Genomic DNA, 16206 nt, shown 5'->3' with positions numbered 1-16206 from the left:
GGGAATGCGTATGGATGTGCGGCCTGAAAAGGAAGTCGCAACGCTCGCCGGCGGCTGCTTCTGGTGCCTGGAAGCGGTCTTCAAAGAATTGCGCGGCGTCGAAAGCGTCGTCTCCGGCTACAGCGGCGGTAAGGTGGCCAACCCGACTTATCAACAAGTCTGTACCGGCACCACGGACCACGCTGAAGTCGTGCAGGTGACCTTCGACCCGCGCGCCGTGAGCTTTCGCGAAATTCTCGAAGTCTTCTTCACCATCCACGACCCGACGACCTTGAACCGGCAAGGCGCAGACGTCGGGTCGCAATACCGCTCGGCGATTTTTTATCACTCGCCCGCACAACGCGAGACGGCCGAGCAGGTGATTGCCGAACTGACCGCAGAGCAGCTCTGGCACGATCCGGTGGTGACGGAAATCGTGCCGCTCACAGAGTTCTATGCGGCGGAGGAGTACCACCGGGATTACTTCGAGCGCAACCCGTACCAGCCTTATTGCATGGCGGTCGTCGCCCCGAAGGTCGCCAAGTTCCGCAAGAAGTTTCTCGACCGGCTCAAGAAGTAATCACCCGGGCGCGGCGGCCTTTCAGCGCGCCACGCTGTAATACTTGCCGTTCCAGACGTAAGCCTGATGGCGCAAGCCGCGCCGTGTGGGGTAATCGATAGAAAAGCGCGGCACCAGTCGGCCCTTGCGCACAAGCTCGGGCGACCGCCACCCCTTGTCCGGCAGCGGCCGCCCGAGCTCATAAAAAGGCGGCGCATCCCACTCCACCTCGTTTGTCAGCTTGCCCGCTTCTTTAAATATCTTCTTCGGCACCGCCCCGTGCGTTCGCGGGTTGATCGTGTAGGCGGCGGCTGTCACTTGAAGCGACGTAGCGAAGCCGTCGTGGGCGAATCGTTCGACCAGGATCAGTCGCTCGCCGTTGAGCTGTGCGACCTCCAGAAAAAGCGAAGCGTCGTAGCGTGTGTAAAAGGCGTCCAAGACCTGCGTCGCGACGACGCGGCCAGCGGCGCGCTCAAGGACGTAGACGTCGAGCGTCCCGTAGCTGTACTTGATGCAAGGGTCGATGACGGCGAGCAGCCGCGTTGTGTGGTCGCCATACAAATAGATGCTGAAGGCAAACTCATTGTTCTCTGATCCAGTCAGCGGGCGCACTTCTTTGGCAATCGAACACGCGTTCAAGTCATTGACAGAGGTTGCCCACCAGCCGTCGTCATTGAATGTCTCTTCAAGCTCGCGCAGGTAATCCTTCATCGCCGCCTGCCGCTCCGGGCTTTTCAGGTTATCGTCTTCATCGTCCGCGCATTCGTAGTCTAATTTGGGCGCGGGCTTGAGCGCGGCGAGTGCCGCTTTCGTGCAGCGGTACGGGCGCTCCTTGCTCGGGGTTGCGCCGGTAGCGCCGCCGTGCAGAGCGAGCGAGGCCGCAAAGCTGATCGCCAGCATCGTGATGTAGAGCGTGCGCAGCCGCTTCGTCATTCGCCTCCTTGCAACACGTCGAACACATCCAGCGACCGGCCTTCGTATTCGAGCACCCGTTGGCCGTTTACGAATAGCCGGTGCGTGAAGCGGCTTTCGTCGTCTTTAATTTCAATCCTATGCCGCTTCGGTGGCACTAAGCGGGTATCGCTTCGGCGCAGCGAATGGTCTTTAATCACCCACGCGATTTCGTTCGCCGGGTCGGCGGCCTTGCTCCCTTCGCCTTCATATCGTCCGGCGTTCTGAAGCGGGCGGCCGCCGAGATTGACTTCGAACGCGCCGCTTCTGAAGCCGATTCCTTCAAGCAAGATGTGCCCGGCATCGCCCGGCACGTTCAGCACGCGGATCGCCATCTCTTCGCCTTTGTACCGCAAACGGAATTGCGCCGATTTCATGCCGCAGACGGCGCGCACCGAAAAACTTTTGACTCTGGGCGGCAGCTCCTTGATCTCCGGCTCTGCATCCACGAGGTTCTCGACGTTGTCCACCGTGTAAGTGGCCGACACCGTCGCCGACTCGAAATCGGCGGGCGCGATCACTCGACCGTTGCGGTCGCGGAGATAGATCAGCAGCGAATCGCCGCAGCGCTGCGGGTGAGCAGACGGCGGCGCTAAGACAAGCATGGCAAGCAGCAGGAATAGGCTCATGATGGCTTCCCAATCATATCAGCTCATCATCTTAGCAGTGCGCCATATCTTATCAACGCGCCATTGGCGAGCCCGGCACGGTGGCCTTCGGGAAAGCACCGCGCGCCCGCAGAGGGACGGGCTCGCGGTTTTGCTTGCAGGCCCGGCGCGGTTACTGCGCGTCTATAAGATAGCCGGAGACGGTGTAGCTGCCGCCCCAGAGATTCCCGTCGCTGCTGCTGCGCGTGACGTGGAGCGGCACGGCGCTGCCCGAGTCGGCGTACAGGCGCACCGTTTCGGTGGCGGCGAAATAGTCGAGCAGGTCGAAGTCGAAGCCCCCTTGCGGAGTCAGCACGATGTTATGCTGGGCGAACGTGCCGCCGCCGACCATATTGAGCTGCGCCAGCAGCTTCTGCCCCGCCGGCACGAAGGCTTGCAGGGTGACCGTCTCGATGACCAGGCGCTTGCCCGATGGCACCGCGATCTGGTTATCAACGATCAGGTTGCCGCCGGTCTTCGAGAAGGTGGCATAGAACTGAAACGGGTGGCGGGCCGGGTTGTCGACGTCGCGCACGGCCACCGGCGCCGCGACCGTATTGCCGATTTTAACTGTCGGCTGATTAACGACGCTAACGTTGCCAGAGACCGCCGTCGTGCCGACCGCCTGCGTTGGCACAGGGTTCGATGTGGTGTTGACTACATTAACATTTTGCGGCGGCAGGTCAGGGGCGGCGTGGCCGGCGAACACACTGCCGAGGACAAACGATCCGATCAATACACCGGTGGCCAGCGCCACCATCAACTTATTCTTCATCTTCTGCATACAACTCTCCTTTGGTATTTTGCGAATAGAGGTAGCCAGTCCGACAAGGGCCTGTTATCGGCTTTAAGTGTGCGGTAAGCCGCTGCCGCCGTCTCCACATGAATTGGTAGGGACGTGAAGCGGTAGGCGCGAAGCGAGGGGCGCGAAGGTTTAGCCCTTCGCGCCTTCTCCCCTGATCATTTGATGAGCTGCTGGCGCAACGCCTTGGCGACAGCTTCGGACTTCGAGTGGACTTGCAGCTTTTCGTAGATGTGGCGGATGTGAAAGCAGATAGTGTTGAAGCTGACGCCGAGCTGGGCGGCGGCGGTCTTGTAATTATGACCCTCGACCAGCAGCTTCAACAGGCGCAGCTCGTGCGGCGTCAGTTGATAGTCGGCGCGCTCAGGCGGGCGCACCTGCTTGAACAGCTCGACGACGCGGCGCGCCACTTCGGGCGACATCGGCGCGCCGCCTTGCGCGGCTTCGCGGATGCTTTCGAGCAGGCGGGCCGGCGGCGTCTTCTTCAATAAGTAGCCGACCGCGCCGGCGCACAGGGCGTCAAAGATGCGGTCGTTGTCGTCATAAACCGTCAGCATCAGCACGGTCAGTTGTGGGTAGCGCCCTTTGAGCAGGCGAATGCCTTCAATGCCGCTCATGCCGGGCAGGCCGATGTCTGCGAGCAGCACGTCAGGGAGGTTCACGCTGATGCGGTCGAGCGCCTCTTCCATCGAGCGAAAGCTCGCCGTGCATTGAAAGCCCGGCGTCCCGTCAATCAGCACACCGAAGCTCTCGCGCAGCGAGCGCACGTCTTCGACAATGGCGACCTTCAACACGCTTTGCGGCTGCGACTCATTGCTCATTCTGTTTGCATCAATCATAAGATTACGATTGCGGATTGCGGATTGCGGATTGCGGATTTTGGAACCGGGATTTTCTTCTTACTAATAAAACTCAGGAATGAGTTCGATAATCCGCAATCCGCAATCCGCAATCGTTAGTTCTGTTTTAGCCAGCGGCGGCGGCGCACCGGCGCTTTCAACTTGACGGTCGCGCCATTCTCGATCATCGAAGTGATCGTCAGCGCGCCGCCGATCTTGCGGGCGCGCTGGCGCATGCTGGTCAGGCCATTGCCGTCATTGATATGTTCGGGGTCGAACCCCCTGCCGTTGTCACAGACGCTCAGCTCCAGCCAGTGACCGTCCATGCGAAAGTCAATCGCCGCTTCGGTGCAGCGCGCATGGCGCGCGATGTTGTTGACCGTTTCTTTGAAGACCAGAAAGACTTCGCGGCGCACGTCGGTGTCGAGCCGCGTGTCATGCTGATGGTCGGGAGCGTTGAAGGTGAAGGCGATGTCGCGCGCCGTGAAGACATCGCTGGCGAAACGGCGCATGCGGTGGCTCAGGTCGGCCAGCCGGTCGCGCCGCGGGTTGATCGCCCAGACGATGTCATTCATCGCATCGATCAAGTCGCGCGACAGCGTGGCGATTAGCGACAACGGCTCGGCGACGACTTCATGGTTGCCGACCTGCCGGCGGATCACTTCGCTGAGGACAGAGATTTGCGACAGGCTCGAACCGATGTCGTCGTGCAAGTCTGTAGCGATGCGCGTCCGCATGCGCTCCATCTCCAGCAAGCGCGCGATGCGGTAACGATCAACTGAGTAGATGATCACGGCGACCACCACGCCGGCCAGCGTGACGAACCACCAGCGCCGCCAGAGGGGCGGCAGAACGCGGAAGGTGACCGCGGCGGGCGCCGGGCTCATCAATCCGCCGGCGCTGATGGCGCGCACCAGAAAGCGGTACTCGCCGGGCGACAGGTTGGCGTAATTGACGGTGCGCTCGTCGGTCAGCGCGCTCCAGTCGCGGTCGGCGCCTTCGAGCTTGTATTGATAGCGCAGGCCGGCGCCGGGGGCCAGGCTGATGCCGAGAAAGTCTACCTGCATCTGGCCGGCGCTCGCCTGCAATTGCGGGCCGCGAACATCGGTGGCTCCCAGCTCCGATACCGGGTAAGCGACGCCGCCGATGCGCAAGCTGCTGATCAACATGGTCGGCGGCGACGTGGGCCGCTCGGCTTGCGGCATGAAGCGCGACAGGCCAAGCAACGTGCCGAACCACAGCTCGCCGTCGCGGGAGCGGTAGGCGACATTGATGAAGTTGCTGGCCAGCCCATCGGCGGTCGTGTAGTGCTGAATGTGGCCGGTGGCCGGGTCGAGGCGGTCCAGCCCGCGCCCCGTGCTGATGTAGATGCGGCCCCAGCGGTCTTCGGTAACGCAGGTCGCCTGGTTGCTGGCCAGCCCTTGCTCTGTATTGTAGACGACAAAACTCGGATGCTCGGCACCGGGATCGTCCAGGCGCGCCACGCCGCCTTCGCTGGTGGTGACCCACAGGCGGCCCGCGTGATCGAGATAAATCGTCCGCACCAGCCCGCCGGGCAAGCCATCGGCGGCGGTGAATCGCGTGAAGCGCCCCGCGCGGTAGCGCAGCAAGCCGCCCATGTAAAAGCCTATCCAGACATTGCCCGCCGTGTCTTCGGCAAAAGCGGTCGGCGCATGATCGAAGACGCCGTCGGCGGGCGAGTACGGATGAAAGGTTTCGGTGGCGCGCTCCCAGCGCGTCAGCACCGCCTCGTCGCGCCCCAGCGTGCTGATCCAGATGTCGCCGCGCGAGTCTTCGTAGAGGCGAAAGATTTCATTCGTCGGCAAGCCCTGCTCTGTGGTGTAGACCGCTTTCGGGCGGGCGCGCGGCAACCGTTCGGGCGGCATCCTGGCATAGCGCAGCAAGCCGTTGCCGGTTGCCACCCACCACTCGCCGAGGTGATCTTGAAAGGTCGTTTGCGACCAGCCCCATCCCCAGTAGTCCCAGCCGGCGGGCAGCGGAATCTCGATGGGCGTGAAGCGCCGGCCATCGAAAACGTGAAGAATGCCGCCACTGCTCAGGGCGCAGAACCGCCCGTCGTCGGTTTCAATCAGCGAGGCGATGCGGATGAGCTTCAGGCCGTCGGCCTCGCCATAACTGGTCAAGCCGTCGCCGGCCAGCTTCATTGCGCCGCCGCTTTCGGTGCCGAGCCAGAGGTTGCCGTCACGGTCTTCGGCAAGGGCGGTGATCGCCTGGTCGCTCAAACCATTCGCCGTGGTGTAGGCGCGAAACGGCGGGTCGGATTGAGCCGCCAGAGGACTGACGCTCAGCCCCCGATTGCCGCCCGCCCACAGGCGGCCATCGGCGCTCTGAAGCAACACGTCGGCCCCGGCGCTGCTCAACCCATCTTTCGTCGTGTAGATGCGCGCGACGGCCGACTGGCCGGGATGCGGGTCGGCGACCAGTTGATAAAGCGCCGGGCCGAAGCCGACCCAGATTTGCCCCTGGCGGTCTTCCAGCAGCGCCTCACGAATCAGCCGTGTCGGCAAGCCTTCGCGCTCGGCGTAGACTTCGGTGTTGCCATCCGACCGCAGGCGGTAGAGCCCGGAGTAGGCGCTGACCCATAACCCGCCCTGGCGGTCTTCGATGATGGCTTTCACCAGCAGGCTATCGGCGCTGTTGGCCGGGCGGATCAGGTTAACGAACGAGAAGACCTCTTTACCGTCCGCGCGGTCGAGCCGATAAAGTCCCCCGCGAGTGCCGCACCAGATCGTTCCCTGATGGTCTTCGCAAATCGCGGCGATGACATTGGCATCCGCCCGCTCGTCCACCTGATAGTGGACAAAGCGCTGCGACGGCGGGACGGGGTCGGGGTTGAAGCGGAAGAGACCTTCGGAAGTCGCCAGCCAGTAGGTGCCATCGCGGGCTTCGAGAAAATCGTTGACGACGCGCACCGGCAGGCCCTGCTCGCGGCCATAGTTGATGAAGCGATAACCGTCGAAGCGCGATAAGCCTTCGGTGGTGCTGAACCAGATGTAGCCGCGCGAATCCGGCACGATGCGCATGATGTGATCGCGCGCCAGGCCGTCCGAAGTTGTGAAGACGCGCAGCGGCAGCCGCTCGGCTTGCGCCACGGCGCACCAGAGCAGTGGCCCTGCGCACACGACGAGCAGGGCGCGCGCCGCGCGTCGCAATCGGGCAGCAAAAGTACGGCGCAAGGTCATCGGCTTTCTTAGATCGTCGAATGGTTACGAGACTACCCCGAGAAGCCAGATGATTTTAACCGGCGCGGCGGCGAGCGGCAATGACAGGTCGGCCCGCCGCCGCCACCGTGACCATACCGCGGTGGCGGCGCGCTGTCACCACATGAATGGGTAGGAAAGCATCGTGACAGGCGGGCCGGCTTTGACGTATGGTTCTACGCGAGTTTCGATTGCGTTTGCCATGTAGCGCAAGGCGGTTAGCTTGCGCATTGCCTGGCGCAAGCTAACCGCTTGCGCTACATCCATACTCAATCATCGGAGGGCTATGAGAACGCGATTCCTGCTTCTGCTTATCCTGTGCGTGGGCCTGTGGCTGAATGGCTATCGCGTCACGGCGCAGGATCAAAATGCTCTGCACACGCCTACGAAAGGCAGCGCCGAGCGCAAGGCCATCATGGACGCGTTGCGCGACGAGTACCTCAAAGGCAGCGGCCAGCGCGTCATCTTTGAGGTGAATCATCTGAAGGTGCATCAAGGCTGGGCGTGGGCCGACGTGACGCCGCTCGACAACAAGGGGAAGCCCGTGGGCGAAGGCGGCCCGAACTTGCTTCACTATGAAAAGGGCGCGTGGGTGGTCGCTGATCTTTCGGGCGTCGAAGAAGACCCGAATGACCCGCTCGGCCCGATGGACCCGACGCCGCGCTACATCAAGAACCTGCAAAAGAAATTCCCCGGCGTGCCGGCAGACATTTTTCCGGCACACCGGCAAAAGTAAAAAGGTAAAAGGTAAAAGGCAAAAGTGCGGAGCCGGATCAATAGATAGCCTCAAGCTATTTATTGAATCCCCTGCCGCACTTTTGCCTTTTTACTTTTTACTTTTGCCTTCAAGAGTGCGCGCCCTTCTGCTTGACTTCTTCGGCTTCGGGCTCTGCTTTCAAGAAACGCACGGGCGTCAGCATCGAGACCTGCTTGCGGTAATTCGCATAGCGCTCGCCATGTGCCCGCAGCAAGTCGCGCTCTTCAAATTGAATGGCGACGATCATGTAGGCGGTCGTCATCACGGCGAAAAACAGGTGCCCCAGCGACATGCGCGGCGTGCTCCAGAAGGCGATGATGAAGCCGAGGTAGATGGGGTGGCGCACGCCGCGATAAAACGCCGGCGTCCTGAAGGTTGGCGGCGACAACTCGGTGCCTTTCAAATAGCAGTAAGCCTGCTGCAAGCCGAACAGGTCGAAGTGGTTGATCAGGAAGGTCGAGGTCAGCACGATCAGCCAGCCGAGCCAGAATAAGCCTTCAAGCACCAGCCGCGCCGCGTGATTCTGCACGTCCCAGGCGACGCGCTCCGGCGAAGTGCCGATGGGCCGCCACTGCCAGAACATCAACAGCAAAATCAGGCTGGCAATTAAGACGTAGGTGCTGCGCTCAAGCAGCGGCGCAACCATCTTCGTCCAGCGCTGCTTGAACCACTGGCGCGCCATAACGCTGTGCTGCACAGCGAACAGGCTCAGCAGCACGGCGTCAATGATCAGCCGCATCGCCAGCGAATCGCCCAGCGGTCGCGAAGGCAGGTCTATGGCCCACGGCGCGACCAGCTTCTGCTCCGGCGCGTAGAGATTGCCGCCGCCGACGAAGGCGATGGCGCAGAGAAAGGTGCCGAAGAATACCAGGTAGCACAGCACCCCATAGGTGAACCCGACGACGCGTTTCAACATAATCCGCCTCCTGAATCTAAGATGAGAGTGGTTGAGCAAGCTGGTCGGAGGAGGCAAAGCGAAGCGCACCGCTGTCTTCCCCAAACCGCACATTTAAGAAGCCAAGGAATTCAGAAACCGGATGAATCAATCGCGGGCGCATTATATCGCTTATCCTGACCGTGTCAAACCTCAGCTTCGCACGGTCAGGGCTGTAACAAAGTCGCTTGAGTGCGTGCGCCCTGATGTAGGGGCAATGGCCAGGGCCATTCAGTTCTGCGAAACAGGGATGAAAGAAAAACACAGAGACACAGAGGTATGGAGACACGGAGAAAACCCGGAGTCTCCTCTGTGTTCCCTCCGTGCCTCTGTGTCTCTGTGTTTAATTCACCTTTTGAATGTCGAGAACTGAATGCCCCTGGGGCAATGGCGCAAGCCGAATGCCTGAATGAGCCGCGCCGCTTTTTCGCCGCGCCGCCTTTGTGATAGGTTTGCTGACGACAGGCGAAAGGAGCGCGGCGATGAGCGACGGCAGGCCAATGCGGGAGCGGGCGAGCGATTTTTTCGTCGCCTTGCAGGATGATCTCTGCGCGGCACTCGAACAACTGGACGGCGCGGGCCATTTCCGCGAAGACCAGTGGCAGCGCGAAGGCGGCGGCGGCGGTCGCACTCGCGTCATGGAAGGCGGCGCGCTGTTTGAAAAAGCCGGCGTCAATTTCTCTGCCGTTCATGGCCACTTCGAAAATGCCTATGCCGAGCGCATGCCCGTCGGCGAAGGCACGCAGTTTTATGCCGCCGGCGTGTCGCTCGTCCTGCACCCGCTCAGCCCGATGGTGCCGACGGTTCACGCCAACTTCCGCTACCTTCAAAGAGGCACGGGTGGCTGGTTTGGCGGCGGCGCCGATTTGACGCCCTACTACCCTTACCGCGAAGACGCGGTACATTTTCACCGCACTTTGAAGCAAGCCTGCGACGCTGCCGACCCGGCCTTTTATCCCAAGTTCAAAAAGTGGTGCGACGAATATTTTTTTATCAAGCACCGCAACGAGGCGCGCGGCGTCGGCGGCCTCTTCTTCGATTACCTGACCGGCGCGGGCGAAGGGCCGCTGCTCGGCCCGGAGGACCCCGCCCCGCGCGAGCGTCACGACATCGAATTCATCTTCAATTTCGTGCAGGGAGTCGGTCGCGCCTTCCTGCCGGCGTACGTGCCCATCGCCGAGCGCCGACGTAATGAATCTTACACTGAACGCGAGCGCGAGTTTCAACTGATCCGCCGCGGGCGCTATGTCGAATTCAATCTAGTGTATGATCGCGGCACGCATTTCGGGCTGGAAACGCGCGGCCGCGCCGAATCGATCCTGATGTCGTTGCCGCCGCTGGTGCGCTGGGTCTACGATTATCAGCCCGAGCCGGGCAGCCGCGAAGCCGACGCCTGGGATTATTTCCGCGCCCGCGATTGGCTGGAGGAAGAGTGACGCGGCGACACGGAGAGGGACGCGTCGCCGCGTCGCCTTTCATTTCGGCATCAGGCTTGCACTGACTGACGGGGAAGAGGAGCGCTGATGCAAAACGGTACATCATTGGAAAAGCACGATAACGAAAAGCTGATTGAAATTCCCGCGGGCACGGCAAAGCTCGAAGCCATTCTCGTGCTGCCGGAAACCGCCAGAGGCGTCATTCTGTTTGCCCACGGCAGCACCAGTGGGCGGCTCAGCCCGCGCAATCTTTATCTGGCGCGGTCGCTGCACGAGCGCGGCTTCGGCACGTTGCTGATGGACTTGCTGATGATTGATGAGGCCGAAGACCCGCAGAAACACTTCGACACAGACTTGCTGGCCGAGCGCGTGTTGCTGGCGACCGATTGGATTGAAGAGAACTCCGGGCTAGCGAATTTGCGCGTCGGGTATTTCGGCGCGGACACGGGCGCCGCAGCGGTGCTGGTCGCAGCCGCGCGCGCCGGCATTCAAGATGGCATTCCGATCACTGGCGAGCCCGGCCCTTGCGCGGTTGTCTGTCGCTCTGGCCGCACAGACCTGGCCGGCCCTTACCTGCCTTATGTCAAAGCGCCAACTTTGCTGATCGTCGGCAGCGATGACGAAGAAGCGCGCACGGTTAATACCAGGGCTTACGAAGGATTGCGCTGCCAGAAAGAGTTGACGGTCATCGGCGGCGCTTCGCATCAGTTCGAAGAAGCGGGCGCGCTCGACCAGGCCGCGCAACTCGCCGGCGCCTGGTTCAGTCGCTACCTTGATCGTGGGAAGAACTGCTAGCCGCCGCTCAGTTCACTTCCAACAGGTCTTTAGCTGGCAGCCGCGGGAAGCGCGTGTGCGGCTCCATCTGATACCAGTAAGCGACCGAGGCGATGTCATCCATCAGCGGCAGGTAGCGCCCGCCGCTGCGCCAGCCGAGCGCCTGAATCGTCACTCTGAGATCGCTGTCAAAGCGCACAGGGTCGGCGACGTGCCAGCGATAAAGCCCAAAGCGCTGCTGCGTCTGGTAGAGGCCGTCCGGCTTCAGCACTTGAATCAAACCCGAATAGGCGGTCGTGAACTCCTGGTACTGGTGCTTCTCTTGATTCTCGAAATTGTATGAGCCGCAGAAGTAATCTTCCGTGCCGGTGCCGTTGATCGTCGGGAATTCCTGGTCGCCGTCCAGATAGAATTTGATCTCGCCTTCGCCCCACCAGCCGTTGTTGCGCACGCCCCATGCCATGTAGGTGCCGACGTATTGCCCTTTGCCTTTGATGCCGTCAACGATGGTATAGACCTGCTTGTAAGGCAGCGGGTTTGTGCGGCGGAATTGCGCGTGGAAGTAAGCGGCGTCCGCCGGCACTCGCGTCAAGGTGTAATCGATCTGATAGTAGAAACGCACCGCCTTCGCATCGAGGTTCTCGATGGTGACCTTGGCGCGCTTGCGAAACGGCATGGGCCAGTAAGAATTGAACGCGCTGCCGGGATTGACGCAGACCGGCAGCGAGTTGATGGGCGCATAGCGGCCCCAGCCCATGGCGAAGAAATCGCCCACCGGCACTTCGACCGAGGGCTCGGTTTCGCCGTCCCAGTATATGCGCAGGATCGAGAAGCGCCAGTTGCCGGTCGGCGTCATCCAGATATGCTGGATCGCGCCCTGGCCATCAATTTCGCCGAGCGTGAATGTCTTGCCGGCTTCGATGATGACGAACGGATTGATCTTCCATCCCTGGCCGAGATCGCGCGCCGCGTCGGCGGCGTTGCCGGTCACAGCCATGCCGCCTTTGCCCTTTTCGCCGGTCAGGTTTTCGGGACTGATCGAGCGCGTCTTGGCATCCGACACGCGGTAGAGGTTGTTGAGGTTGTTGTCCAGCCCATCGTACGGACTGACCTGGGCCAGGGTGTTGCGAGTCGAGCAGCAGAAGAGACAGAGTAAGAGAACGAGCCTGGCTTTCATCCGTTGCCTCCCACGGTTGGTTATGGCTGAAACTTCGGCGTCACGGCATTCGGCTCTTTGGCCTGCATCTCGGCGGCGACGCGTTCGACGGCGGCCATGACGCGCAGGAAATTCTCGCCCAGCACTTTCTTGATGTCGGCGTCGGAATAGCCGCGCTTCATCAACTCGATGGTGAGGTTCGGCAGTTTCGAGATGTCTTCCATGCCGGCGGGCGCGCCCGTAAGCGGAATGCCATCGAAGTCCGAGCCGATGCCGACGTGATCGATGCCGGCGACTTTGGCGATGTGGTCAACGTGATCGATCAACACGGAGAGCGGCGTGCGCGCCGGCGCGTTGGCCGCTGACCATTTCTTAAACTCTTCTTCGGCGCGCTTCGGATCGTCGAGATACTGCTTGCGGAATTCTTCGGCCTTGGCATTGGCCGTCTTGTTGAACTCGATTTTGCGCGGGTCGAGGAAACCATCATAAAAGTTGACCATCACGACGCCGCCATTCTTGCCGATGGCGCGCAGCATATCGTCATCCATGTTGCGCGGGTGATTGGCGAGCGCCCGCGCCGACGAATGCGAAGCGATGATCGGCGCGCGCGATGTTTCAATCGCATCATAAAACGTCTTGTCGGCGACGTGCGAGATGTCCACCATCATGCCGATGCGGTTCATTTCACGGACGACCTCGCGCCCGAACGCCGTCAGGCCGTTATGATGATGGACGGTCGCATCATTGATGTCGCCTGAAGAGTCGGCCCAATCATTCGTGTTGGTATGCGTCAACGTCATGTAGCGGATGCCGAGCGTATAAAACGAGCGCAGCGTGCGCAAGCTGTCTTCGATGGCGTGGCCGCCTTCGATGCCCATCAGCGCGGCGATCTTTCCTTGCCGAGCGAGGCGGCGGATGTCGGCGGCGGTCGAGGCCATCTCGAACGTTTCGGGGTGGCGGCGCACCTGTTCGCGCACGTCGGCGATCATGTCCAGAGCGCGGCGCGCCGGGCCGCCGCCTTCAGCCGCTTTTTTGCCCACGAACTCTTTGCCGACATAGATGGCGAAGAACTCGGCGTCAAGGCCGCCTTCTTTCATGCGGCGAATGTCTGTGTGGGTCTTCATCGTGCCGTCGGCATTGATCCCATTCATGCCGAGGTCGAAATTCTCGTCCACCATCGGCGAGGTGATGTCGTTATGCGTATCGATGACGATGGCGTCGCGATGCAGTTTGGCGGCGCGCGCCCGCAACGCGGCGTCATCGGGTTTGACGGCCTGCGAGGCCGCCGCGGCTTTTTGTGATTTAGATTCTAGTGGGTGATTGCCGCTATGCGACGCGACAGGCGCCGCCAGCAGCGCGACAAAGCAAAGCAGGGCCGTAGCCTTCGAGGCGAAAGGTGCAAGCATAAACCCCCTCATCGATTTTGGATTTTGGATTTTAGATTTTAGATTGCCGGATTAGAGCAGCAAGCAATGCCGGATCGTTCCCCAATCTAAAATCCAAAATCCAAAATTCATTTTGATGTGTAGTAGCCGCGGCGGGCGCGCACTAACAGGCCGGGCCGCCGCGCTTCGACGCGAACCGTGCGGAATGTGTTCGGGCGCGCCGCGCTGTTCGAGTAGTAAGTCAGCACGTACTGGGCGCGCACTTCGGCGGCGACGCGGCGGTAAATCTCGTCGAGGTCGCGGACTTCTTTCTTCTGCTCTTCATAGATGGGCGGGAAGAAAGCCTTGCCACCGGTGTCTTCGCACATCGCCTTCAGGGCAAACTCGCCGGCCAGGTCTTGCACATTCGCCGAAGGCGCGATGCCCGTTGAATGGACGCCATAGACGATGGCGTCGGCTTTCTGCACTTCGGTCAGTGCCTGTGCCAGCGTCGAGGCCGAAGCCGTGTCAGTGCCGTCTGACAAGACGACGAGCACGTGACGGCCTTCGGCGGGGCGTATGTAATGCGCCGCCTCGATGAGCGCGTTGTAAAGCGCCGTCGCGCCTTCGGCCTTCAGGCCGGCGAGCGTCGCCACTAGCCGATCAATGTCTGAAGTGAACGACAGCTCAAGCCGCGGGTCGGTCGAGACGCTCATAATCGCCGCCTGGTCGCCGGGCCTTAGCACCTGGCGGAAGAACTGCGCGGCGGCGCGCTGCTCGAAATCGAAGCGATGGCGGATCGAGCTTGAAGTGTCGAACAGGAAAATGAGCCGCAGCGGCAACTGGCCTTCGCGATAAATGCCGGCGATCTCCTGCGGCTGATTATCCTCGAAAATCTGAAAATCACTTTGCGACAGGTTGTTCACCTGATTGCCCGCCGCATCGGTCACCGATGTAATGACGGTCACCAAACTGGCGCTCAGCTTCAATGGCGTTTCGTCTTGCTGCGGCTCATCAGTGGCGCGGCGCGGGCGGCTATCGGGGGCTACGGCGGCTTTTGGCTTCGGCGGCGGCGGCGGGGGCTGATGGGTTTGCTGCGGCGGCGACTGCGGCTGCCGCCCGGACTGCGCACTGCTTGCGAAGGCGAAAGGCAAAAGGCAAAAGGCAAAAGGCAAAAATGCCGCGAGCCAGAGCTGCGCTATCGGGCGTCTCCTGGTGTGCCGCCGGTTGGCGATGCGCAGCAGCCATTGAATCACGCGATGATTGATCGTCGTCGGCAAAACGAGATCGGGCATAGTTGCTGATGAGATCAGCGACGTTGCCGACGCATCACCTTTTGCCTTTTGCCTTTTGCCTTTTGCCTTTTGCCTTTCCATGCTCATCCTTGTGCGTATTGCGTGACGGCGGCCAGATAACGTGCGCGCCAGTCATCAAAATCTTTCAAGCCAATCTCTACCTGTAAACGATGCCGATCAACTTTGCGTTTCGTCCGCCTTCGCAGCTCCGGCTCTAACGGCGGCAGCAGCGCGAAGGTGATGTTCATGGGCTGAAAATTTTTTGTCTCGGCATTGGCGATATAGTTGACCAGGCTGCCCATTGCCGTATGGCGCGGCGGCGCTTCCGGTTGCTCGCCGCGAGCGATGCGGGCAGCATGAACGCCGGCCATAAAGCCCGTCGCCATCGCTTCGATGTAGCCTTCGACACCCGATATCTGCCCCGCAAACAGAACGCGCGGCTCGGCGCGCATTTGCAGTGTCTCGCCCAGCACTGCCGGGGCGCAGATGAAAGTATTGCGGTGAATCTGGCCAAAGCGAATGAATTCGGCTTGCTCCAGCCCCGGAATCAATCTCAAGACGCGCTTCTGATCGCCGAACTTGAGATGGTTTTGAAAGCCGACGAGGTTGTAGCTATCGGCCAACAGATTTTCCTGCCGCAACTGCACAGCGGCATAAGGCATCTGGCCTGTGCGCGGGTCGCGCAGGCCGACAGGCTTCATCGGCCCAAAGCGCAGGGTGTCGCGCCCGCGCCGGGCAATCTCTTCAATCGGCAGACAGCCCTCGAAGTACATGGTCTGCTCGAACTCATGCAGCGGCACAGACTCCGCCGCGATCAGCGCCTCGTAGAAGCGACTGTAATCTTCTTCACTCATCGGGCAGTTCAGATAATCAGCGCCGCCTTTGTCGTAACGCGCCGCGCGGAAAGCGACCTCGGTGTTGATCGTCTCGGCGTCAACGACCGGCGCGATGGCGTCATAAAAGTAGAGATGCGTCGAGCCGGTCAAGCGGGCCAACGCTTCGGAAAGCGCCGGCGAGGTGAGCGGCCCGGTGGCGATGACCACGACGCCATCGGACGGGATCGCTTGCGCTTCTTCACGGACAAGCTCGATGTTCGGGTGCTGGCTGAGCGCGCGGGTGACGGCTTCGCTAAAACGTTCGCGGTCAACGGCGAGCGCCGCGCCCGCCGGCACCGACGTTTCGTGCGCGATGCGCAAGAGCAGCGAGCCGCCGCGCCGCAACTCTTCTTTGAGCATGAAAGGCGCGGTGCCCGGCTCGTCCGACTTCAGTGAGTTGGAGCAGACGATTTCGCCGAGGTTGCCGGTGCGATGCGCCGGCGTGGGCCGCACCGGGCGCATTTCGTAAAGCCGGACGCGCAGGCCGCGCGAGGCCGCCTGCCATGCGGCTTCGCTGCCGGCAAGGCCGCCGCCGATCACCGTAATGGATTGCTCACTCATTGCCTTTAGATTTTCGTCCTTATGCTTAATGCCTGCCTTCGATTCTACACTGGCGC

Annotated in this window: 14 protein-coding genes; 4 read left to right on the top strand and 10 right to left on the bottom strand. The window is 61.3% G+C overall.

Features of this window, described 5'->3' with window-relative positions; genetic code table 11:
* Positions 1 to 10 precede the first annotated feature (10 nt).
* Positions 11 to 559 carry a peptide-methionine (S)-S-oxide reductase MsrA gene (gene msrA, locus VJ464_22155; GenBank protein ID HKQ07847.1) on the top strand — a complete coding sequence of 183 codons (549 nt, stop codon included), beginning with the start codon at positions 11 to 13 and terminating at the stop codon, positions 557 to 559.
* 21 nt (positions 560 to 580) lie between these two features.
* On the opposite strand, the gene VJ464_22150 is transcribed toward msrA, so the two are convergent.
* The 5 genes from VJ464_22150 to VJ464_22130 all read right to left on the bottom strand — a co-directional run bounded on the left by VJ464_22150 (position 581) and on the right by VJ464_22130 (position 6980).
* The gene (locus VJ464_22150; protein HKQ07846.1) at positions 581 to 1471 is read right to left on the bottom strand and encodes a hypothetical protein; all 891 of its coding nucleotides are present in this window, start codon (positions 1469 to 1471) and stop codon (positions 581 to 583) included.
* A complete protein-coding gene (locus tag VJ464_22145) occupies positions 1468 to 2118 on the bottom strand; it encodes a hypothetical protein (GenBank protein HKQ07845.1) in 651 nt (216 codons plus the stop codon). The genes VJ464_22150 and VJ464_22145 overlap by 4 nt, the downstream gene beginning before the upstream one ends.
* Before the next feature lie 151 nt (positions 2119 to 2269).
* The gene (locus tag VJ464_22140) at positions 2270 to 2920 is read right to left on the bottom strand and encodes a hypothetical protein (protein HKQ07844.1); all 651 of its coding nucleotides are present in this window, start codon (positions 2918 to 2920) and stop codon (positions 2270 to 2272) included.
* A 176-nt stretch (positions 2921 to 3096) separates the two neighbouring features.
* On the bottom strand, positions 3097 to 3759 hold the full coding sequence (locus tag VJ464_22135; GenBank protein ID HKQ07843.1) for a response regulator transcription factor: 663 nt from the start codon (positions 3757 to 3759) through the stop codon (positions 3097 to 3099).
* 134 nt (positions 3760 to 3893) lie between these two features.
* Positions 3894 to 6980, bottom strand: coding sequence for a two-component regulator propeller domain-containing protein (locus VJ464_22130; protein ID HKQ07842.1), 3087 nt, complete (start codon positions 6978 to 6980; stop codon positions 3894 to 3896).
* 304 nt (positions 6981 to 7284) lie between these two features.
* Here VJ464_22130 and VJ464_22125 point away from each other — a divergent pair, with 304 nt between their 5' ends.
* Positions 7285 to 7734 (top strand): hypothetical protein, encoded by a 450-nt coding sequence (locus tag VJ464_22125; protein ID HKQ07841.1) that lies wholly within the window; start codon positions 7285 to 7287, stop codon positions 7732 to 7734.
* A 109-nt stretch (positions 7735 to 7843) separates the two neighbouring features.
* On the opposite strand, the gene VJ464_22120 is transcribed toward VJ464_22125, so the two are convergent.
* Positions 7844 to 8668: an isoprenylcysteine carboxylmethyltransferase family protein gene (locus tag VJ464_22120; GenBank protein HKQ07840.1), complete on the bottom strand. Its 825-nt coding sequence runs from the start codon at positions 8666 to 8668 to the stop codon at positions 7844 to 7846.
* A 503-nt stretch (positions 8669 to 9171) separates the two neighbouring features.
* On the opposite strand from VJ464_22120, the gene hemF reads away from it, so the two are divergent.
* The gene (gene hemF, locus VJ464_22115; GenBank protein ID HKQ07839.1) at positions 9172 to 10125 is read left to right on the top strand and encodes an oxygen-dependent coproporphyrinogen oxidase; all 954 of its coding nucleotides are present in this window, start codon (positions 9172 to 9174) and stop codon (positions 10123 to 10125) included.
* A gap of 87 nt (positions 10126 to 10212) precedes the next feature.
* Entirely contained in the window at positions 10213 to 10920 is a 708-nt protein-coding gene (locus VJ464_22110) for an alpha/beta hydrolase (protein HKQ07838.1), read from the top strand.
* Between the two features lie 7 nt (positions 10921 to 10927).
* Here the strand turns inward: VJ464_22110 and VJ464_22105 are convergent, their stop codons facing one another.
* The 4 genes from VJ464_22105 to trmFO form a co-directional block, all read right to left on the bottom strand.
* On the bottom strand, positions 10928 to 12076 hold the full coding sequence (locus VJ464_22105; GenBank protein HKQ07837.1) for a glycoside hydrolase family 172 protein: 1149 nt from the start codon (positions 12074 to 12076) through the stop codon (positions 10928 to 10930).
* A gap of 20 nt (positions 12077 to 12096) precedes the next feature.
* A complete protein-coding gene (locus VJ464_22100; GenBank protein HKQ07836.1) occupies positions 12097 to 13461 on the bottom strand; it encodes a dipeptidase in 1365 nt (454 codons plus the stop codon).
* 107 nt (positions 13462 to 13568) lie between these two features.
* On the bottom strand, positions 13569 to 14714 hold the full coding sequence (locus tag VJ464_22095) for a VWA domain-containing protein (GenBank protein ID HKQ07835.1): 1146 nt from the start codon (positions 14712 to 14714) through the stop codon (positions 13569 to 13571).
* A gap of 83 nt (positions 14715 to 14797) precedes the next feature.
* Complete coding sequence (gene trmFO, locus VJ464_22090; GenBank protein ID HKQ07834.1) at positions 14798 to 16150, bottom strand: methylenetetrahydrofolate--tRNA-(uracil(54)-C(5))-methyltransferase (FADH(2)-oxidizing) TrmFO; 1353 nt, start codon at positions 16148 to 16150, stop codon at positions 14798 to 14800.
* Between the last annotated feature and the right edge of the window lie 56 nt (positions 16151 to 16206).

This window comes from Blastocatellia bacterium, assembly GCA_035275065.1.
Taxonomy (GTDB): Bacteria; Acidobacteriota; Blastocatellia; order UBA7656; family UBA7656; genus DATENM01.
The sequence above is the reverse complement of the archived record's forward strand: the minus strand, read 5'-3'. Positions and strand labels throughout refer to the sequence as shown.